Genomic DNA, 21,080 nt, shown 5'->3' on the forward strand with positions numbered 1-21,080 from the left:
TGGCAATCGCGTCAGCAAAGACCCATCGTATGCATCGCTCTAATGCACGACGGCGTGTCGTGAACGGAAACGACTTTCCGGGAGAGCGCCGCGTCCTCCGACAGAAATTCGCTGAGCCGCTTGTCAAAGCTATACGAGAACTTGACCAAATGGACGGTATTCCAGAGGGTCTCCCTCGGCCGCTTGCCTGTCATGGATGAACGAATGAAGCGCTTGATCAAGCGTATCGCTCTCAGGCCGAACGAAACCTCTACCTTCAAGATCAGGGAACATTCGACGAGCAGCGGATACATCCGCTTGTCATATGCACCTTCGACGAACCAGCTGTCCTTCTCGATGATCTTTTCGATCGCAGCCGCCATCGACTCATCCGAGTTTTTCACAAACTCCGCCCCGCTCAAGTCCCAATAGATATCGTCGAATTCGTACGTGGCGACATTGAACTTGCGCGCCAATTCCCCTGAGATCGTCGATTTCCCTGCTCCTGAAGGGCCTACGATGCAAATCTTCATGTTCCGGTCTCAGTTCACGTCGCCCAGATAGATCGATGCGCCAGCGGTGAACTGCTTCTCCGCAATCAGGCTGCGCAGGGCGGCGGGAAACAGCGGTGCGTTCGTCACGTCTTCCAGCTTGATCCACTGCGCCCCCACCTGATCTCGGTCCGCACTGATCTCCAGGTCATCGAGATTCGTGCCTTCGCTGGCCAGGGAGGCCAGGAACATCAGTTCAATCTGGTGCGTATCGCCATCGAATTCCGCGAACTCGTGATTTGCGCCGATATACTCCCGGATGAATACCAGCTTGCCGGGTTCGATCAGGAACGTGGTCTCCTCAAGACATTCCCGGACCAGCGTCTCCGACAGCTTCTCGCCGAACAACTGGCCGCCTCCCGGCAACGTGTACCACTCATCCGAATCCGACTTGTACCGAATCAACAGGAGACGATCCTGATGAATAACAATGGCCTTGGCGGACACACGAATATTCAGCTCACTTTTTTGATTCACGAACAACACTCCTGTAAAAAGGGGTCTTTGAATAAGGCACATAGCGCACCGGAACGCCACTCAACTCCAGCGCGCGTGCCGCACGCTGAAAACCATGCCACCAGGCCTGCAGAAACGCTTGAGTGAACAATCCCGCGTCCCCGCGTTTCGCAAGCCCGATCGACGAAACATGGGGCGGGGACATGATCATGACGACGAGATCAGGGGCAACGCGTTCACTCGCGTAAAACGCGTGGTGGAAATCGTGGAAACTCGCCTCATCGATTCGCTGAGTTGCAGCCATCTTGAATGCGATCGTCGAACAAAACGATCGATCCAGAATTGCACGCCCGAGATTTCTCGCACGGCGAATCTTGTGCATGTCGTTCTTCACGAATGCGCCTTCGTCGTAGTCGGCCCGATTCAGGCTCGGCAGGCAAAGTTCCGGCAAGAAGGGAACGTCGTATCGCCTGCTGAGTCGCATGCCCAGCGTAGTCTTGCCGGTTCCCGGCAACCCGTCGATCGAAATTATCATGGCGAGCTCACGTCACTTCAATTCGGCAACTTGATCAGGCGAACCAGGCTTTCCGTGAACGCCAATTCAAATCCGTCAGCGTGTGCCCGAATCCGCGAATGCTGCCCGCTCGCGCAATACTGATTGAAGCGCGGAATCATGTCGGTCGCAATCATCCCGTACTTCAGCATGACATCAAAGAACACTCGGCTCACCGGAAGGTATTCCGGCTGGGCAAAGGTATACACGACACCTTCATCGCCGATCAGGGCGGAGGCATTTCTCAGAAAAACATCGAGAACTGCCTTGGACGGGTCGCACCACACCACATCGGCATGCTTATGCAAATGCGAAGGCAGCTCGTCAAAGGCGTTGTGCACGATGGTCCTCAAATTGCCCAGGCCATATTTTTTTGCGCATGCCTCGACGCTGGATAGAAGCCGGGCATCGATGTCCATGACGAACACCTCCGCCTCCGGGTAAAGATAGGCCGCAACCGCTCCCGTAAGATCGTCATCCCCGAGAAAATAGAGCCGCTTGCCCTTCAACGTGTCTCGCGTCGCGGCATACATGATGCGCCGCACACTCGTATCCGGCGTCACGAAATTCTGATTGAAGCGATGGTCGGGGCTGGAAACCTCCTGGAAAAATGCCTCCAGGAATTTCAATGCGCGTTCGTATGTGCCGAGATCGTCGATCAGTGGCGCGATGCCAACCTTGAGATGGTTTCGAACACCGGAATCCTCCACCAGCCCGAGCACGTCCGGCCGATCGTGAAGCTGGCTCCCACCCGCACCATCGTTCTCTCGCAGATACCCGATACCACGCTGAACCGCGGCATCGGTCATTCCTCCGAAAAACACCAGCTCGGAACGAGTCAACGTCCCTCGCGCCGCCACAAGTTGCTGGATCTTCTCCGCGGCGGCATGGGGAGGCAATGGCGTGTACGTCATGGTTATTCCTTTCTTTCTCTGCAACGACTCAATAGAAAATCAGCGAGCGACCCATGCATCTCATCTGACTGCCCCCCGCCCTCGAGCGCTTCGCTGATGTGTACCGTGTAATTTCCCTGCGTTCTCGCCGTCTCGATGTTGCACATGCAATCATCGACAAAGACCGAGTCGAACGGGTCCGATTTTGTGATTGCGTAAAATACGTCGAATGCCGTCGCGCTGGGCTTATATCGATATCCCACATCTTCAATGCATACGATTCCATCGAAAGCATCGGTCAGCCCGAACTTCTTCAACACGTTTACAACATGAACCCTGGGCGCATTGGAGAAAATGAATTTCCTCCGGAACCCCGACAGCGCGAGAAGCCCACCGAGGCTCGCATCCGACGCATAGGGACTCAGATCAATTTCATGTGAGTAGAGAATAAAATCATCGAAATCCGCGCGGTTATCATTCATAAAACCGATGGAAATCGAATTGTATCTCGATCGATAGCTCTCGATCAGCCCGCGCAACTCCACCTCTTCACCCTGGAATTTCATGCGGACGAACTGAACCATGCGATTTGAAATAACATTCATCAATCCCCACGATTCCGGATAGATCGTGTTATCCAGATCCAGAATAAGTGTGCTTCGACTCATATCGCAGACTTACCTGTAGTCGTCCCAGACAACACCCTTCTGGTTAAAATAGTAATTGACGGTATGCGCGATGCCGACTTCCGGAGGCGTAAGTCTGTCGATATCTACATCGAGATGATCCAGGGTCGACAGATTGGCCGACACGACATTCCGAAGCGACCGGATCATCGAACTGGTCGTAACCGACAGCAGGATCGAGTTTTTCTCCGTGGTCATGAGCGCGCCGACAGCTGAGCTCAGACGGTCCGCCCCCTCGTTGGAAAGGACCGCGTTGTCGTGCTCTCCCGGGCGCATGGGCAGATGCTTGATGTTGACTTTTGCCAGCCCCAGGTCGGCAACGATATCCCGAACCAGAATCGCCGTTTCCAGGACCGTGCTTGGACGCCTGGAGCCGATTTCAAGACAATATTCTCTCGGACCACTTGCCATTACCGACGCAAGTTCAAGCGAGATGATGCGAGCGACATCCTCCACGTAGACAATATCGGATACCTGCTCGCCGCTCCCGTACACTTCGATGTCCCGCCCGGTCAGCGCCCGGCAAATGAACGAAGGCATGATCTTCCTGACGCTGCTCTGACCGAACGGCGCTGCGACGGACTGGCCCGGCCCATACGTGTTGACGATTCGCACATTCGAGATTCTCGTCGCCCGCTCCTTGTTATACATGTGGACGAATCGCTCCGTCATGTTCTTGGTAATGGAGTAGGCGTTGTTCATCCACCAGTTTCCAATGGTGATGTTGACGCCCGGCACTGAATAGTGCGCCGCCGCTTCCAACAGGTTCAGCCCGCCGACTGCATTGGTGTGCACCGCAGGCGCCGGGTTCTTGATAGTCTCCTGCGTGCCCAGCACGCCGGCCAGGTGAACGAATCCATCGACCTCGGACATCGCCTCATGTATCGCGGCTGCATCGGTAATGGATCCGTACACATACTCGATGTGGGGAGACACATCATTCGGCTGAGCCTTGATCTTTCGATCAAGTATCGCCACCTTATGACCATCATCCAACAGCGCCTTGACGACGTGCCTCCCAATGAAGCCGTTGCCACCGGTAACAAGTATCTTCATGACAGAATTCGATTGATTTGAATGAATACTCGGAGATCCTTAACGGGAGTCGTCAATCTCGACCGGTCATCAAGCCAAGATGCGACAACCGTTTCGGGATCGATACCCCATTCGTCGGCCCGATTTTTATTTACCCGATTCCGAGCTTTGCAAGGACGACCGACAGATTCATAAGAATTGCTTCCACCTGTTCTCCACCTGGTTCCTCACTCGCCATCTTTCCTGCGAGCTCGCCAACGCGCGCGGTATTCAACCCCAATGCGCTCAAGCACAGCGCGTTCGCCGATGCAGGCGCGAGCTGCAACGTGGACGTACTTGATCTCACGAGTACGTCGGCGCCTTGCCCGACGACCAGCAAAGGGGTCCGCAATGCCGAGCACCGTGCCATGCATGTCTCGATATCGTCCGCCAGCAGATACTCGAAACTGAACGCACTGAAGACCGCGAGGTACTGGCACATTGCGGAACAGGAAAATACCTGTTCAAGAAACGTGTCCAGAAATACCGTCCCTGGCAGCGGGCGGCCGGAAAGCAGCGAACTCACGGGCTCGCGCATTGGACCCAGTACGCTGCCGACCATGCCTCTTCGAACGCGCGCGACTCTCCACTTGTCGCGGAAGTAGTAGTCTCCGATCGAGGTCAACAGGGCATCGACACTGCACTCGAGATAGCCTCTGGCTCGGATTCTCAGATCATCTTCATGCAAGTCTTCGCGAAGACCACCGACCAGATCGGAAAAACTCTTCAACAGTGCCGTTCTTTGAAACGCCACCAGGTCATCCGTGAAGTCCTGGCGTTTGGCGCTCTCCATTTCCCCCCTGTACCGGTCCTCACCGAAGATCGGTTTCGAGAACAAGAGGCGCCGTCGCGAATCCAGTTGACGAAAGAAGGTGGGACCCGTGCATCCTTGACGCGTCAAACTCACGACGGCCCGGAATTCCTCCAGACTGTAGATCGTGACCTCCACGCGCCGGTTACCCACTACGAATTGCCTCGTACGGATCGTTCTTTCGTCGGCGTGCACCAGCACCAGATCGATGTCCGAGGTACAGACCGCAAAGCCCTCCGCCGCCGACCCGCCAACAAGGACAAAGAGCGCGGTCTGACTACTCTCCGCGCAATGTCGCAATAGCTCGGCCAATGCATGATTTATAACGTGATCCAAAGACTGTATCGACATGACTTCTTGCCCGGTGTCTCACAAAAATCCCGTCCGAGACGGGGTTTCAACAACGCTCGAACATTCACGCGCCCCACGACACTTCGAGCGACGCATACGTCTCACATCCGCTCCATCGTCTCGATGAGCTGGTGGATATCAGCGCGAATTTGATGAAATGTTTGCCTCGCAACCACATCGTCGCGTTGGATCAACGGCTCACGCGCACGCGTACAGACGTTGACCGCGATGAAATGTGCGTTCGCGGCCTCGGCACATTCCAGGTCGGCAACGGTGTTTCCGACATAAATGATCTGCTCGACGCCCAGTACGTCCTGTACCTTCCTCAACCCATGTGGATCGGGTTTCAGCGCAGACTCATGCCGGCAGATCGACGCATCGAAGCGCACTTCCGGCAACAGCCGGCTCACCTGAGCCGTCCATGACGCACGGTCCCGTCCCGTGACAATGCCAATGGGAACTCCCGCATTGCCCAGTTCATGAAGCAGCTCCCGCGCGCCTTCGAAGAGTGCCGCCTCCCTGTCGAGTCGCTTGAACGTATCCCCGATCTCCGTGATGATTTCGCGCCGCTGGTCCACCGGAATCCGGATGGACCGCAAGAGCAAGCCCTCCTGACGCGCGCGGTACATGATGGGCGCCACATCGTCCAACAGCGCCGCCGCTCCCCGCCGACCGAGTACGTATTCGATAGCGGCGTCGATCAGGAAATCCGTGTCGGCAAGCGTGCCGTCCCAGTCGAATACAACTGATATATTTTTCATCTGCAGTTGGTCTCCCATGCGAAACGGAAAGGCTTGCGCTTCATCCGATTCGGCCCGCACTGAAGTCAAAGTGAGCATCCGCGTCAAAGGTACGCGTCTGCCCCCGCTTGGCGCTTTCCAGTACAAATTCTTCCGATTCGTATTCGCGATCGCTGATTTTTTTCCCGCGCGAAAGACAGCGCAGGTGAATGTTGTTCGCCTTCAAAAACCGCGCGAGAAACGTGACGGCCTTATGTGGTCGGGTTGAAGGACCACATGTGTAAACATCCACGGCGGCATAGCCTTCCTCCGGCCATGTATGAACCGATAGATGAGACTCGGCCAGAAAGACCAGGATGCTCACGCCGACAGGGCTGAATCGGTGGCGATTGACGGACAAGACGGTGGCCCCGCTGTGCAGCGCTGCTTGCTTGCACGCATCCTCGACGCGAACCGCGTCGGAGAGGCAGGAGAAGTCGCAATCGCTCAGCTCAGCGATGATGTGTACGCCAGCGGTGTTCAATTTCCGATTCCTGTCGATATGATTGTCATTCCACCGGCATCCGCGATACCGGACGGCTCGTTGTTCCCGTGATCCTTCTGGTGCAGCAAGGCGCACGGCATTTCCTCGCGAAATCGGCGAATCCTTGCTGCCGATCTCGATTTTCCTGAACCTAAATTCGGTATCCTCATGATGATTCATTCACGTTGATCGTCATGGTTTCAAGGTATCGCCGCCAACCGCCTGATAGAGCGTGACGAAATTCTGCAATTGGTTCAGGCGAGTCTGCGCCAACTGGAGTTGAGCGGTGCGGTGCAGTTCCTGCGCATCGAGCCACATACGCAGCGCAACTGCGCCCGTCCGGTAACGAATCTCATAGAGATGCTCGGCCTCGCGCGCGGCGGTCAGGTTCCGCGCCCGAAGCTCGGCTTGTTCTGCCAGGCGAATTCGCGCCGACAACGCGTTTTCCACGTCCGCGAAGGCCCGATAGAGTGCTTGACGAAATCCGATGACCGCAGACTCGTACTCGACCTGTGCGACTCTCGTTCCAACGCGCATTGCCTTGAGATCGAGAAATGGCAGGTTCAATCCGGCGCCGAGAATCGCTACAGGGTTCGCCAGCAGACTGCCGAGCGAGGTACTGCTCGCTCCCACCGCGCTGGTCAATGACAGCGTCGGGTAATAGCTGGTACGGACCACATCGACCCTGGCGAGACTCTGACGCAATCGGAGTTCGGCGGCGCGAAGATCTGGCCGCCGTCCCAGAAGGTCCGCCGGCAGCCCCTCATCCACGACCGGCAACGCGCCCGTCGGCAACGCGGGGGGCTCCTGCCCGAGCACCTCCTCCAGCACATTGCTGCCGGGCGCCGCGTCGAACACAATAGCCAACGCGTTGCGCGTCTCAACCTGGGTTTGTCGCAACTGCGACAGGCTGCTCTTTTGCGTAAGAACAGTTTGCTCCGCTTCCCGCCGCTCGAGCGCAGATACGATGCCCGCCAGATTCTGGGCATGTACGAGTTGTTGCGTGCGCAACGCCGTCGCCAGGCTCTGCTCTTCGGAGGCCAACCGCTGATTGATGTACGCCAGTCTCCAGTAAAGGTCCGCCGTGGTTCCGATCACATTGAGGCGCACGGCTTCGCGGTCCGCCTCGGACGCCTGGAGCGCCCATTGAGCGATGTTCCGCTCCTGTTCGAGTCGCCCCCACAAATCGATCGTGTAATTGACGGTCCCGCGGGTTACGCTGCTGTTGTCCCAGGCCGTCGCACCGCTATCCAGGCGAAACTCGCGCCGGGCATTGATGCCAGCCTCGGGCCCTAACTGGAGCGGATCTCCCGCGAGTCCGGCGCGAAGTTGGGCCTTCCGGACATTCAGAGCAGCGGTGGCGAGATCGTTGTTGCGCGACACCGCCGCTGCAATGAGCCGATTGAGTTGGCTATCGCCAAAACGCGTCCACCAGGGCGCGGCATCCGTACGCGAACGCGTGTCCACGGTGTTCTCACGTGTCCACCGAGCCGGTATGTCGACCGCCGGGCGTTCATACGCACTGCCCGCACAACCGGCCAACATGGCATTTACCGAGATCAATGCACCAACGACGCAATGCCTCGGCCACGAACGGGCGATCTGCCCGGAACAATCGACCAGGTCGCGACGACGCTTGCCAGGAACAGGCGTGTTTCTCATGTCATTCCTTGCAATGCAAATCTTTGTTTGCACACAGCACAATCATGCGCAGGACCCGATTGCAAACCACGGTTTCGACATCACGCCACCTTGAAGAGAGATACTGCGTACACGGAGAAAGCCCCCTCGCACGAACACCAACCGAACAATTGCCTGCCACCATGAGCCCGGCTATTCCGAAGATCCATTGATGGTCTCGAGCAATGCCATGGCCTCCGCCGGCGTGAGAATCGAATCGATCTTTCCGTCCTTCATCAGCAGGATCCTGTCCGCGGACAGGACCGTCTCCGGACGGTGGGCGATGATGACGCGCGTGATCTTCAGCGACTTGATCGCCCGATTCACCGCCTTCTCGTTCGACACGTCCAGATGACTGGTCGCCTCATCCAGCAACAGAATCTTCGGACGCTTGTAAAGCGCTCGCGCCAGCAAAATGCGCTGCTTCTGACCACCAGACAGAACCGCGCCCATATCGCCCACGAGAGTCGCGTACTTCATCGGCATCGCGTCTATCTCATCCCCGATGTTGGCCATTGCCGCGCACCTGACGATCCACTCATGATCCGGACGCACATCGAATCCCGAGATGTTTTCCGCGATGGATCCGCCAAACAGGATGTCATCCTGCAGCACGGTTCCGAATACGCTTCGGACCTTCTCCACACTCATAGACTCGACATCCTCCCCGCCAATGAGGATTCGCCCCTTGGCCCCCTGGTAGATGCCTAGAATGACATTGAAAATCGTCGACTTGCCGCATCCCGAAGGCCCGATGATGGCCACCGACTCGCCTTCCTCGACCTTGAAGTTCAATCCGTCGATCACGTTTCGTTCGAATAGCGAATACTGGAAGAACAGGTCCTTGCACTCGAGACTGCCAGACAACCTGGTGATATCGCATTCAAGGCCACCGCGCGCTTCCTCCGGCCTTGAAAGCACGATATCGCCGAGCCGGTCGGCCTGGAGCTGCATGTTCTGAATGACAAACACATTGTCGATGAGCGCAATCACGCGGCTTTCGAACAGGAGCTTGTATCCGAGGAAGGCAATCAGTGCACCCACCGTGTATTCCCGATCAATAACCAGGACTGCACCGCACCAGACCACCACGATGTTCTGGACGTCAAAGATCAAGGTCCTGGCAAACTTCAACCAAACGTCGATTTTCAGCGTCTTGATCTTGGCATTCGTTTGATTGACGAACAACGAGATCCAGGTAAGCCGACGCTCTGCTTGCTGGCCATAGAGCTTGACCTGCCGGATGCCGCGAATGGTCTCGAGCAGGTAGGAACTTTGCTTCGCCCCATGAACGATCTCATTTCTCGACGCCCCCAGAATCGACGCGTTAAGCAGCCAGCGCACCGCGATGTACAGCAGTGCGCTGACCAGAACCAGGGTGCCCAGCAACGGCTGGTAAATGAACAGCACGAGCAGGATGACGACGGAGAATGCACCGTCAAGTACGGATTCGACGAATGACGTGGTCAGCATTCGCTGAATGAAGTCAATGGCGCCGAATCGGGACAGCACATCGCCCATGTGCCGCTTCTCGTAGTATTCGAGCGGCAACGCAAGCATGTGCTCCAGGACATTGTCTTTCCACTGAACGTTCAGGCTGGTGCTCAGATACATCAGGAACCAGCTGCGCACCGAGCCGATGAAGTTCTTGAGCAGATAGACCATGCCAAAGCCTATCGCGAGCGCGGCGATAACATACTGATCGTTCGCGCCGATCGCACTGTCGATGACCAGCTGGATGTAATAGGGCGAAAGTGCCACAAGAAATTCCAGCCCGATAGCCAGAAACAGGATCGTGACGAGCCCCCTCATCCGCCCCCGCAAATTGCCGATCAGATGACTCAGGGGAATGTTCTTCTGCGGCTCAATGACGATGAACTCCGGATCGGGCCATACCTCGATGGCCACCCCGGTGAACGCTCGGGACAAGTCTCCCAGCTCGATTTTTCTCTCGCCGTATGCAGGATCGACGATGATGGCGTACTCGGTGCCGATTTGCCTCAGCACGACAAAATGATTGAAGTTCCAGTGCAGGATGCACGGAAGCTTGATCTGCTCGAGACCAGCAATTTCGGTACGGATCGGTCGACTCGACAAGCCGTTGTGCTTGCACACGCGGAGCAGTGACCCAAGCGAGATTCCCTTCAGCGACACGGAAAACTTGAGCCGCAGGTCGCGCAGCGTCACGTGGTGGCCATGATAGTTGGCCAGCATTGCCACGCACGCGAGACCACATTCCGTCGACTCAGTCTGCAGGACCGTCGGGAATCGGGTGCCGAATATACGTTCGAAGTATGCCTTCTTTTCCATTGCTTACTGTTTGATTCTTTCCGATGCAGCGAAAAGCGGGCGCATGATCCACTGATAGATTCGATGCCGTTCCACCATGATGTCCGCATCGATCATCAATCCCGGTTTGAGCGCGTAGCGCATACCATTCCCGGTCACGAACTGCCGCTCGACCCGAACCTTCACCAGATACATCGGCTCCGTTATAGACAGCTTGGATCCCAATGCGATTTCGTCCGGCATCAGGGAAGTTTCGGATATCGAATGGATGATTCCCTTGCCCTGGCCGAACTGCTGATACGGGAATGCCGAATAGCGCAGATAGACGACGTCGCCCTTTTTCACGAAGCCAATGGCGGCGGCGGGAACAAGAAGCCGGGCCTCGATTTCCGCCTGCGAAGGCACCACGAACGAGACGGGTTTGGTGCTGTCGTAGTAGGAGCCGTCGACCCCCTGGATCGCCGTGATCTTTCCCGATGCAGGCGCCTTGATGATGGCGCCCTTCTGGTATTCGGCGGCCAGAATCTGTTCTTCAAGCGCCAACAGCTCGCCCTTGATCGACAAAGTACGCTTCCCGAACTCCGACTCCTCCTTGTCCTTTTCAAAGGAAAGATTCGAGATGTCCCGACTCAATGTTTCCGACAATCTTTGCCGCTCGTTGTAGTCAATCCTGCTGTTGAACGCAAGAATCGCCTTCTCCGCCATCGCATCCTCGGAGATCGCCTCCTGGGCTCGCGCGGCCTCATACCGCCTCAGGCTTGCCGACAGCAACTCATTCTTTTTCCGTACCTCTCTTATCTGCACACCAATCAGCTTCAGCTCGTTCTGTTTCGAGCGGATCTGATATTCGATGTTCTTCAAGCTATGCGCGTAAGTCGCCTTCTCGCTCTCGAGCTGCCGCTGCAGCAGTTCCTTTCGCTCGCTGAGCAGGTTGATCGCCTCGGTCGAGGTTCCCCGGTTGGCCAAGCCAAATACTTCGGTCGACACCAGGAACAGCGGCGCGCCTTTCTTTACGATCTCGTCTTCCTTCACGAAGTACTTGTTGATGATTCCCGGCTTCGGCAGATATACCGGTATCGCGCCGAGTGTCGAGAACAGCTCTCCCTTTACCGCTACTCTTCTCGTATAGGACCCGAAGATCAGGACCAGCAGGAGAGACAAGATGCAAGCGAGCAGCAATACAAGTATTTTTTTATACGACCGAGGAAGAAACAGCAGGACGTCGCCATAGAGATTCCTCGCTTCCTTGCGCGCCTCCAGCGCTTCCTTCCTGAATAATTCTCTCTTGTCCATCGACACAAATCATCAATCCGCTATTCCGGCCAACGGCCAAAAAAGATGTCCATATCAGCCGTTAGGTATCCATCTCCCGTGACATGCCGCGCAACGAATCGCCGGTGACGCTCGATGAGCCGCAGCATCTCGGATTTGAGCCTCTCTCGATGTGCGCTTCGTGCCTCGGTATCGCGAACGCTCGTCGTGATGTACGCGTTCGCCGATTCGAACAGTCGCTCCGCTGACGCACGATCGCTCAGCAGCGCCTCGGACAGATTGCGGGCTCGCCTGAAGAGGAGATGCTCAAAGGGCCGCTCGTCCAGCGACAGCTTCCTGGCCACCAGACAATGCGTCGTGGCGAAGCGCGAAAGCGGCTCCTTCAAGTTCCCGCGAGATGGGTCACTCTCATTGATCTGTCGCCAGGAACGACAACGCGCCGTTTCGTAGATCAGGCCATGGAATTCGAGACTCGTTATGACCTGAGCCGCTTCAATCACCGTATCCATTTCCTGTTCGGACAGGACAACATCCGCAACCTCGACCGCACCTCCGTCAGGCAGCAGCGCTTGCCGGACGATGGAGATGTATTTGACGATGGTTGCCTTGGATGCGGCGCACGCTTCATTCATGCCAATGAGATATCCGCCGTCATCCGCGTAGCGGTAAATCTCCTCGGGCGTCAGGTCAATCCGAGCCAGATCGCCCTCATGTTCAAGGGCCATGATGGCAAACAGATTGACCAGCCCATGAAAGAAGCGCGAGACAATCGAGCACACCACGGGCACGCCGGCCTGCCCGCCAAACACTTGACTGACAAAATAGATTGCCGGCGACTTGTAGCACACGTAAGCGAGCGTATACATGTCACCGATGCTGTTCCCGCCTTCACCAATGATCCTTCGGCTGCGCAGATGGCGAGCGATTTCCCGGATAAACGCGACCACCTCATTCTGATGCCGCATCAGCGCCTGGAGCGATTCCACATTGATCGGCTTGCGGGTATCCGCTCGCGAGTCCTGGTAAGCACACGCCTGATACGCCGCGCTATTGGGCTTGTGCAACACCGATCGCCCCTCCAGCACGGGGCGACCATCTTCGTCCAGACAATCGGGAGGACAGAAAAACATGAAGACCTTGTTCTGCCTCATGAAATCAATACCGAATGGATAGGGGAGCTCGGTTTTCATCTTGTTTGCAGCGGTACACTACAATCGCACCACGTTTATCTTGCAATCATCGATTGCGCGGCCGAATACCCAAATCAACATGAATCCGGGCCTCATCTCACACACTTTCCTGATGCGCGGCAGGACAATGCCACGCTGGATGCCGCGGGCATCCAGCGCATTAATCCATCTGCGCCGATAAGAAATCTCTACTATTTAAAGAATTTCGATAGTCTCATTCGTTGCCAACGAATGCAGAACTTCGAAAAGCTCGGCACGGGCGTGACCGGGAAACTGCTCTTCAATTTGAGAAACGTTCACTTGCGGATTCGCGGTCAGAAAATCCTTGAGAAGCTGCAATTCGTCCTGGAACCACACCTTGCCGTTGCTCGTGACGAAATACTCGTCCGACAGATCGCTTCTCAACACGTTGAGACGTATCTGCGTATCACGTTCGAGTGCACCGACGCTCGCGTCGCCAAGCGTTTCGAGATTCAGTCGCGTCTCGAGAATCTGGTCCGCCACGTGCGCTTCCATGAACTCGCGGTAACAGGCGGGGGCGTTCAAGCGTTCGGATATTGCCTCTGCAAGCAGGCGGATAGTTTCCTTGTCCTGCGCATGGTTTTCAAGTGCCATCCGCGCGTGAATACACTCCGGCAACTGCCGGAATACCCATCTTGCATAATCGATGGCAAATGCGGGGAACGTACCAATGGCAAGATGCACCGTCGGTTCTCCAAGCGGCGTGACGTTATGCCACCAACCGCGCGGAATATAAAAAACATCGCCTTCCTCGAGGACAAAATCCAGATATGGTTCGTCCGGACAGGGATATTTTTCTTCGATGAACTTGCTTTGATGCATGTACAGCGGCGCCTCGAAGGAAGGTGCATACACGACCCAGCGCTTTCGCCCCTTCAGTTGCACCGCGAAAACGTCTCTCGAATCCCAATGCTCGCGGTACGAATCCGTCTTTCCGAATGCAACATAGGCCGACGTGACGGTCTGGCGCCCGGTAAACTGCGCCACGTCCTTCGCATAGTCGTTGAACCTCGGCTCATCATAGATATGATTCGCGACCAACGTCCCACCCTGCCGCAGGAAACTGTAGAGAGCCGGCTTGTTCAGCTTGCGCCGCACGTCCCCGACATGAAAGTACGTGCGCACGTACTTGTCCTTGTCGATATTTCCACTCGGGAACGAGACACGGAAGTTTTCAGATTGAGGATCGCATCTGGAGATGATGTCGTTGATGTCTGCCCAGCGAACGCCTGACGTATCAAGCGCTCCCTTGATAATGAACGGCAGTCGCTCCTGATACTTCTGCTTGAATTCCTCGGCACTGATCTTGAAATTAATTTTCATTTTTACGAATCGGATTTCAACTCTACAGGTTCCTGACAGCGGTGATCAAGCAAAAGCAGCCGACACGACGTCTCACGCGCGCACGAATTCCGGCGAACGATTGAGCTTCTCTCGATTCAAATAACACCCTTAAAGGATGAACTTGAATCGCGCAGCCCTTCTGCGGCGCCTTATTATTTCGATGAATCTGACTGGACATCTGCTGCCAGAAGAAGATCTGGCAGCTGAATCAGCCGGTTAGCCGGCTAGTTCAAGTTACGCATACGCAGTCCCGCAATAGGAACCACCGGACTTCGCCGCACCAGAAATGAGAAGAATCTCGTCGGACGTCAGCTCACGGGCGAAGGCATCCATCAAATCGCCATAGCTTGCGTGACTGCTGTTCAATCGATCGAGATTAAGCTGGTTGGCTACCGATTCAATTTTGAGCTTCGACTGCAGATCATTGCTTGACATTTTCAGTTCTCCTTACTTTAAAAAATGAAGATTTGATTGAGATAGCAAATCCTCCCTGCAGAAAAACAACAACCAGCCATAGGCATACAACCGCCATACAGCCTCATGATCCACCTTGTCAACCTGGGATCGAGCAACCGCTAGCTAGAGATAGATATCTACTAAGCCGATGGTCCGCTACAACATTTCATATTCATTACGGAATGTTGCACGGCGAATGCTAAAGCATTTCATATTCATTACGCAAGCAAATTAATCTCGCCTGCAGAACCGAGGCACAACTCGCCAATATCACGACACCAGGAGATGGCAAGACTTGGAGCACGGCGATCCAGGCCGACCCTCACCGGCTTTTTTGCCAGGCCAACCATGCTGTTGTCGCCGATCTCGAATACTATTTATGAAAAAATAAGTGAAATTATTTCGAAAAATGAAAAATCGAGATGGTCATCCTGGCATTCACGATTCGGTTAAAACTTATACGAATATGACTTTACCAAGCACGTTTGATTGATAGCGCAACGATTGACTTCCGGCCTCTGATCACGATACCGATTTCGAAACGACGGACGAACAAGGTGCGGCATCAGCTATGCATCCCTTGATGTCATTGCACGCATTTACGAATTGCGTGTCGCAGTCGGACCTGCTGGCAATCTGGTCGAGGTCGCATTTAAGAGTGATCCAGCCTGCCCGCTACAGTCGATCATGCGTCTATGCCAATAGCATGTCCCGCAACGATCGAAGCGAGCCCCGTAAACACAAAAAGGCACGGGCCTTCATCGCCCGTGCCTTTCCCTGCGCAAACCGCCCCGCTCAGAACGTATGCATCATCCCCACATACGCGCCCGTCTGCGACTCGCCCGTCAGCGGGCTCGTGCCCGACGTCGCGTCGCGCGGCGTCGCGAGCAGCGAGAAGTTCGAGTTGCCGCCGTTGCGCACGTACGCGACCGTGCCGTACAGGAACGTGCGCTTCGACAGGTTGTACGTGGTGCCGAGCACATACATCATCGCGTGGCCCGACGGATCGTGCGACGCATCGCCGCCGCCGTCGCCGACCTTCACGTAGTACCCGCCGCCCGTCACGGCCCACTGCGGCGTCGCGGTGTAGGTCGCGCCGAGCCAGTAGTGATCGGCGCGATCGGCGACACCGGCCGGGCTGTCCGGCGCCTGGTAGTGCGTATACGCGCCCTGGATCTTGAACTTCGACACCTTCACGTTCGCACCGACGAAGTACTCGCGCGACGCGGTGAAGATGTTGCTGAACTTGCCGTTGTTGTCGCGCAGCTCGTCGTACATGCCGCGCACGTCGAGCAGCGGCGAGTGGTACGAGATCATGATCCCGTCCGAGCGGCCGAAATCGTCGGCCGCGCCGTAGTTGAAGCCGCGCGACTGGTTGCCGAACGCGTATTGCGCCTGCACGTCGAAACCGCCGATCACCGGGCTGTGATATTCGATGTTGTTGCTGGTCTGCTGCCAGTTGCGGCCGCGCACGAGCGACGCGGACGAAAACGCCTGCTGCACGAACGGATCGAATTCCCACACGCCGTCGCTGTCGATGAACAGGTTGCGGCCGGCCTGCAGCTGGCCCCACGTATTGCTCTTCAGGCCGACATACGCGCGCCGCGACCACATGCGCCCGCCGCCCGTCTGGCCGTTCATCACCTGGAACGCGGTCTCGAGATCGAAGACCGTCGACAGCCCGCCGCCCAGATCCTCGATGCCCTTCAGGCCGAACATGCTGGTGCCCCAGTCGCCGCTTTCCGCGGCCCAGCGCGACTTGCTGCCGTTCGGCGTCGCGATGTGGTTCAGGTACTCGATGCCGCCGTCGACACGGCCGTACAGCGTCACGCTCGTTTGTGCGAAAGCGGCCGCCGGCGTGGCGGCCGCAATCAGCCATGCGAAATGTTTGAGTCGCAAAATGATGCCCCCTCGGAGTCTCGACCATCCGACGCGTGCCCCATGCGCGCGCCCAGGGTCTGTTTATCCGCGATCGATCGAAAAACGTCCGGGACCCGCCGCGCAGAGCGCGAGCAGGCCGCCCGAGATCGCGATGTTCTTGTAGAAATGAATCATGTTGTTGATCTGCTCGCCGCCCGTCATCGTCCAGTAGTGGTGGCCGATGATGCCGGTGCCGATCGTATACAGCGCAAGCAGCAACGCGAGTGCGCGCGTCTGGAAGCCGACCAGAATCGCGATCCCGACGAACAGCTCCATCACGACGGAGATCGCGGCGGACATGATCGGCGCGGGCGCGCCTTCCGAGCCCATGAACGCGATGGTACCGGGGAAGTCGACGATCTTCTTCCAGCCGAACATCACGAACAGGATCACGAGGAGGATGCGGGAAAGCAGCAGCAGCACATCGCGTTGGGACGCGAGAAACGGTTGATTCGGTGTCATGGTGTCGATCAACGAAAACGATGCGCGGCTGGCGCACCGGATTGCCTGTGAATCGGGACGGACCGCCGCCTGCGCCGCCCGCCCCGCTCTGCAACAACCGGCATCGGGGTCCGCCCGATGTGCTGTGCTCCTCCTCTTGTTCGATGCCGCTCTTCTTCGATATTGCCCTGCCGCGCCGTCGCGCGCCGCGTCAACGCAGCTTCGCGACGTCCTGCTCGGTCACCTTCGCGGCCGGATTGCCGAACTGCCCGGTCAGGTAGTTCGTCAGCGCGGCGATCTGCGCATCCGACAGCTCGTAGCGGAACGCCGGCATCCCGACATCCTCACTGCCGGCCTTGCGCTGCACGCCGTTCAGGATCACCTGCACGAGGTTGGTCGGATTCGACGCGCCGACCGTCGAGTTGTGGAACAGCGACGGGTAATAGCCGTCCGGCGTGCCCTTGCCCTGCATCTGGTGGCAGGTCGCACAGTTGCCGAGATACAGCCGCGCGGGATCGATGCCGGACGATGCGAGCGCGACGCCGCGCAGCTTCAGGCCGTCCTCGGCCGGCTTGCCCCACGACGAGCGCGACTGCTTCGCGTCGCCGCTGGCAACCGCCGGCACCGTGCGGATGTACGTCGAGATCGCACCGATGTCGGATTCCGTCATCTTCGAGAAGCTGTGCTCGACCGCCTCGGCCATCGGACCGGCCGCCTGCGCGACACCCGGCACGCTGCCGGTGCGCAGGTACTGGACGAGCTGCTGCTGCGTCCAGCCGCCGATCCCTGCATTCGGGTCGGACGTGATGTTGTAACCGTCCCAGCCCGCGAGCACCGAGCCCGACAGGAAGCTGCCGCCCGTCTCGTCGAGCGACTTCTCCTGCAACGCGATGCCGCGCGGCGTGTGGCACGTGCTGCAATGCGCGAGGCCCTGCACGAGATACGCGCCGCGGTTCCACTCGGCGCTTTGCGCCGGTTTCGGCTCGTACGCACCGTCCTTCAGGAACAGCCAGTTCCAGATCTTCAGCGGCCAGCGCATGCTCAGCAGCGCGGGGATCTCGTTCTTCGGCGGCGCCTGCTTGACCGGTTCGACGCCGTGCATGAAGTACGCGTACAGCGCCTGCACGTCGTCGTCGTTGATCTTCGCGTACGACACGTACGGCATCGCCGGGTACAGGTTGTCGCCGTTCTTCGACACGCCGTGGCGCACCGCGCGCTCGAAGTCGTCGAAGGTCCAGTTGCCGATGCCCGTATCGGGATCGGGCGTGATGTTGCTCGAGTAGATCTTGCCGAGCATCGGCACCGGCATCCCGAGGCCGCCCGCGAACGGCTTGCCGCCCTTCGCGGTGTGGCACGCCATGCAGTCGCCCGCGACCGCGAGGTATTCGCCGCGCTTGACCAGCGCCGGATCGGCCGCGTCGGCCGCGCGCGCGAGACCCGGCAGCGCGAGGCAGCCGGCGACGAGGAAGGTGAGAGTAGATTTCCGCACGGTCAGACTTCCTTCTTCAGCGTGTCCGACATCCGCAGCGCGAGCGCCGCGATCGTCAGCGTCACGTTCACCGTACCGACGGTCGGCATCGTCGAGCTGCTCGAGATGAACAGGTTCGGATGGTCGAACGTGCGGCAGTCCTTGTCGACGACCGAGTCGCGTGCATCCGCGCCCATGATCGTCGCGCCCGTGATGTGGTTGTTCGGCGCGAACTCGTCGTTGAAGACGACTTCGGTGCCGCCCAGCACCTTCGCGGCCGTCGCGTAGACCTCGCGCGTGTGCACGGCGCCGCGCTTCACGTAGTCGTCGATCGCATACGTGATCTCGGGGCGCGGGATGCCGATCGCGTCGGTGGCCGTCTTGCTCGGCACGATGCGGTTCTCGGGTTGCGGCAGGATTTCGTGGAAGCAGTCGAACTCGACGAAACGTGCGGCGCGGTCGCGGATCTGCGCGTCGAGCTCCTCGGGCTTCATCAGCTTGCCGCTCTTGAAGATCTTCTGCGTCTCCTGGTTGATGCGCGACATGTTCGACAGGTGGATCTTCTTCGCGGCTTCGGTCGCGCGGAACGGGCCGTCGCGGAAACCGATCAGCGACGTCATCTCCTGCGGGCCGCGGCCCGGCCACAGCTTGTCGTTCGCGTAGAACGACACGCCGGTGCCCGGGTGGTCCATCAGGTTGCGGCCGACCATGTCGGAGCTGTTCGCGACGCCGTTCGGGAAATCGCGGTTCGCCGACATCAGCAGGATCTTCGGCGTCTCGATGCCGTTCGCGGCCACCACGAAGACCTTGCCTTCGACGCGATGGTCGGCGCCCGACTTGTCCTTGTAGACCGCTGCGGTGATGCGCTTGTCCGGCCCGGTTTCGAGCTTGTAGACGACCGCGTTCTCGATCAGCTTCGCGCCGGCCTGCTCGGCCTTCTCGACGTGCACGATGCCGTTGTACATCGCGCCGATCGGACAGATCGGCATGCAATTGTTGTTCCCGCAACAGGTTGGGCGGCCGTCGTACGGGCGGCTGTTGCGCGCGACCGGCTCGGTCACCACGTGGAACTTCGGGTCATAACCGTTGAGCGCGCTCTTGATCGTCTGCTCGTTGAACGACAACGGCAGCGGCGGCATCGGGTACGGCGCCTTGCGCGGCGAGTAAAGATCTTCCTCGGGGCCCGGGCCCCACACGCCGAGTTCTTCCTCGGCACGCTGGTAGTAGTGCTCGAGGTCGTCGTACTGGATCGGCCAGTCGCGGCCGACGCCGTACACCGTCTTCATCTTGAAGTCGTTCGGGATGAAGCGCCACGCCGACGCGGCCCAGTGCCACGTCGTGCCGCCCACCGCGCGGATGTACTGCGAGTTGAACTTGTGCTCGCCCTTCAGGATCAGGTAGTCGTTCGGCGGGCCGTATTCCGGATGCGGCGCCCACGCGCTCGACGGGTACGGCGCCATGAAGTCCGTCTTGTCGGGCTGGTTGCGAAAGCGCTCGACGATTTCCCAGCGCGGCATGCGCGGGCCCGCTTCCAGCAGGATCACCGACTTGCCCGCCATCGCGAGCTGGTGCGCCACGATCGCGCCGGCGACACCCGACCCGACGACGACGACGTCGGCCTTTTGCGTATCGGTATCCGCCATCAGGCTTGCCTCTCGATCGGTTTTTCGGCCCAGAAGCCGGGTTTGTTGGGGCAATACGAAGGGATCACGAGCGTATCGGATACGACGCTGAACATTAATGCTTCTTCGTAGGCAATCACGACGTTGTCGACGATGCCGAGATACCACGCTTCAAGAATCTTCAGCGCGAGCGCTTCCTGATCGGGATTCAGCGAGCCGGACGCGAGTGCGCCGGCGAGTTGCGGCAGGCTGTCGGCCGTCTTGAACGAACCCTTCTGCAATGCCTGCAGGAAGCGCTGGCCGAGCACGCGGCTCAGCCCCTTCTTGCCGGTCAATGCTTCGGAAAGCGTCATGAACGTATCGAGCGGCGCGGTGCCGGGATCATCGGCCAGGGCCCGCAACGCAAGCGAGCCCGTGAGGCCCGCCGCCGTCAGCGCCAGTGCGCCCTGCAGCCATTGACGCCGCGTGATGCCGGTTGCGGCTGCGTCGCCATTGCGACGCGAGTGGGGGGTGTTGTCGTTGTGCATGTTTCCTTCTCTCGAACACCGGATTCGGGAAAACCACGCTTGATATTTCTCAAACATTGGCGCGGACCTGAAATGTACGCGCACAAATCGGATCGAACAATCTTTTTATAGTCCATTAAATGTTCCGCAATCCGAGATAATCGACATTTCGCTGCCTTTTTGTGTCGCCGACGCGACAAATCTGCGGCGCGCACACACGCGTGTCGCATGCCGGCGACACACTGCGTGCCGCG

20 protein-coding genes are annotated in these 21,080 nt (G+C 58.0%); all 20 read right to left on the reverse strand.

Going from position 1 to position 21,080, the window contains the following annotated elements; all coding sequences use genetic code 11:
• Window positions 1–11: 11 nt before the first annotated feature.
• Complete coding sequence (locus ACN22W_RS23345) at window positions 12–512, reverse strand: AAA family ATPase (RefSeq protein WP_419689568.1); 501 nt, start codon at window positions 510–512, stop codon at window positions 12–14.
• A gap of 9 nt (window positions 513–521) precedes the next feature.
• On the reverse strand, window positions 522–1,007 hold the full coding sequence (locus ACN22W_RS23350; protein WP_419689569.1) for an NUDIX domain-containing protein: 486 nt from the start codon (window positions 1,005–1,007) through the stop codon (window positions 522–524).
• Window positions 991–1,521 (reverse strand): hypothetical protein, encoded by a 531-nt coding sequence (locus ACN22W_RS23355; protein ID WP_419689570.1) that lies wholly within the window; start codon window positions 1,519–1,521, stop codon window positions 991–993. Before ACN22W_RS23355 ends, ACN22W_RS23350 begins: the two co-directional genes overlap by 17 nt.
• A 17-nt stretch (window positions 1,522–1,538) precedes the next feature.
• A complete protein-coding gene (locus ACN22W_RS23360; RefSeq protein ID WP_419689571.1) occupies window positions 1,539–2,453 on the reverse strand; it encodes a bis-aminopropyl spermidine synthase family protein in 915 nt (304 codons plus the stop codon).
• 2 nt (window positions 2,454–2,455) lie between these two features.
• On the reverse strand, window positions 2,456–3,100 hold the full coding sequence (locus ACN22W_RS23365; RefSeq protein ID WP_419689572.1) for an HAD family hydrolase: 645 nt from the start codon (window positions 3,098–3,100) through the stop codon (window positions 2,456–2,458).
• A gap of 9 nt (window positions 3,101–3,109) precedes the next feature.
• Window positions 3,110–4,174: an NAD-dependent epimerase/dehydratase family protein gene (locus ACN22W_RS23370; RefSeq protein WP_419689573.1), complete on the reverse strand. Its 1,065-nt coding sequence runs from the start codon at window positions 4,172–4,174 to the stop codon at window positions 3,110–3,112.
• A 130-nt stretch (window positions 4,175–4,304) separates the two neighbouring features.
• Window positions 4,305–5,354: a hypothetical protein gene (locus ACN22W_RS23375; protein WP_419689574.1), complete on the reverse strand. Its 1,050-nt coding sequence runs from the start codon at window positions 5,352–5,354 to the stop codon at window positions 4,305–4,307.
• Window positions 5,355–5,455: 101 nt separating this feature from the next.
• Window positions 5,456–6,193, reverse strand: a complete 738-nt coding sequence (locus ACN22W_RS23380; protein WP_419689820.1) for an HAD family hydrolase — start codon at window positions 6,191–6,193, stop codon at window positions 5,456–5,458.
• Window positions 6,156–6,797, reverse strand: a complete 642-nt coding sequence (gene speD / locus ACN22W_RS23385; RefSeq protein WP_419689575.1) for an adenosylmethionine decarboxylase — start codon at window positions 6,795–6,797, stop codon at window positions 6,156–6,158. Before speD ends, ACN22W_RS23380 begins: the two co-directional genes overlap by 38 nt.
• Window positions 6,798–6,809: 12 nt before the next feature.
• Window positions 6,810–8,279 carry an efflux transporter outer membrane subunit gene (locus tag ACN22W_RS23390; protein WP_419689576.1) on the reverse strand — a complete coding sequence of 490 codons (1,470 nt, stop codon included), beginning with the start codon at window positions 8,277–8,279 and terminating at the stop codon, window positions 6,810–6,812.
• A gap of 171 nt (window positions 8,280–8,450) precedes the next feature.
• Window positions 8,451–10,607, reverse strand: coding sequence for a peptidase domain-containing ABC transporter (locus ACN22W_RS23395; RefSeq protein WP_419689577.1), 2,157 nt, complete (start codon window positions 10,605–10,607; stop codon window positions 8,451–8,453).
• A 3-nt stretch (window positions 10,608–10,610) separates the two neighbouring features.
• The gene (locus ACN22W_RS23400) at window positions 10,611–11,879 is read right to left on the reverse strand and encodes an HlyD family efflux transporter periplasmic adaptor subunit (RefSeq protein WP_419689578.1); all 1,269 of its coding nucleotides are present in this window, start codon (window positions 11,877–11,879) and stop codon (window positions 10,611–10,613) included.
• Between the two features lie 20 nt (window positions 11,880–11,899).
• Window positions 11,900–13,048: a hypothetical protein gene (locus ACN22W_RS23405; protein ID WP_419689579.1), complete on the reverse strand. Its 1,149-nt coding sequence runs from the start codon at window positions 13,046–13,048 to the stop codon at window positions 11,900–11,902.
• Window positions 13,049–13,243: 195 nt separating this feature from the next.
• Window positions 13,244–14,392, reverse strand: a complete 1,149-nt coding sequence (locus tag ACN22W_RS23410; RefSeq protein ID WP_419689580.1) for a JmjC domain-containing protein — start codon at window positions 14,390–14,392, stop codon at window positions 13,244–13,246.
• Between the two features lie 255 nt (window positions 14,393–14,647).
• Entirely contained in the window at window positions 14,648–14,848 is a 201-nt protein-coding gene (locus tag ACN22W_RS23415) for a hypothetical protein (protein ID WP_419689581.1), read from the reverse strand.
• 816 nt (window positions 14,849–15,664) lie between these two features.
• The gene (locus ACN22W_RS23420; protein ID WP_419689582.1) at window positions 15,665–16,768 is read right to left on the reverse strand and encodes a porin; all 1,104 of its coding nucleotides are present in this window, start codon (window positions 16,766–16,768) and stop codon (window positions 15,665–15,667) included.
• Window positions 16,769–16,831: 63 nt separating this feature from the next.
• Window positions 16,832–17,251 carry a DoxX family protein gene (locus tag ACN22W_RS23425; protein WP_343493318.1) on the reverse strand — a complete coding sequence of 140 codons (420 nt, stop codon included), beginning with the start codon at window positions 17,249–17,251 and terminating at the stop codon, window positions 16,832–16,834.
• A gap of 190 nt (window positions 17,252–17,441) precedes the next feature.
• Window positions 17,442–18,719 carry a c-type cytochrome gene (locus tag ACN22W_RS23430; protein WP_419689583.1) on the reverse strand — a complete coding sequence of 426 codons (1,278 nt, stop codon included), beginning with the start codon at window positions 18,717–18,719 and terminating at the stop codon, window positions 17,442–17,444.
• Window positions 18,720–18,721: 2 nt separating this feature from the next.
• Window positions 18,722–20,341 carry a GMC family oxidoreductase gene (locus ACN22W_RS23435; protein ID WP_129515106.1) on the reverse strand — a complete coding sequence of 540 codons (1,620 nt, stop codon included), beginning with the start codon at window positions 20,339–20,341 and terminating at the stop codon, window positions 18,722–18,724.
• Window positions 20,341–20,847: a sugar dehydrogenase complex small subunit gene (locus ACN22W_RS23440; protein ID WP_419689584.1), complete on the reverse strand. Its 507-nt coding sequence runs from the start codon at window positions 20,845–20,847 to the stop codon at window positions 20,341–20,343. Before ACN22W_RS23440 ends, ACN22W_RS23435 begins: the two co-directional genes overlap by 1 nt.
• Window positions 20,848–21,080 lie beyond the last annotated feature (233 nt).

It is taken from the genome of Burkholderia theae, from assembly GCF_048565265.1.
Taxonomy (GTDB): domain Bacteria; phylum Pseudomonadota; class Gammaproteobacteria; order Burkholderiales; family Burkholderiaceae; genus Burkholderia; species Burkholderia theae.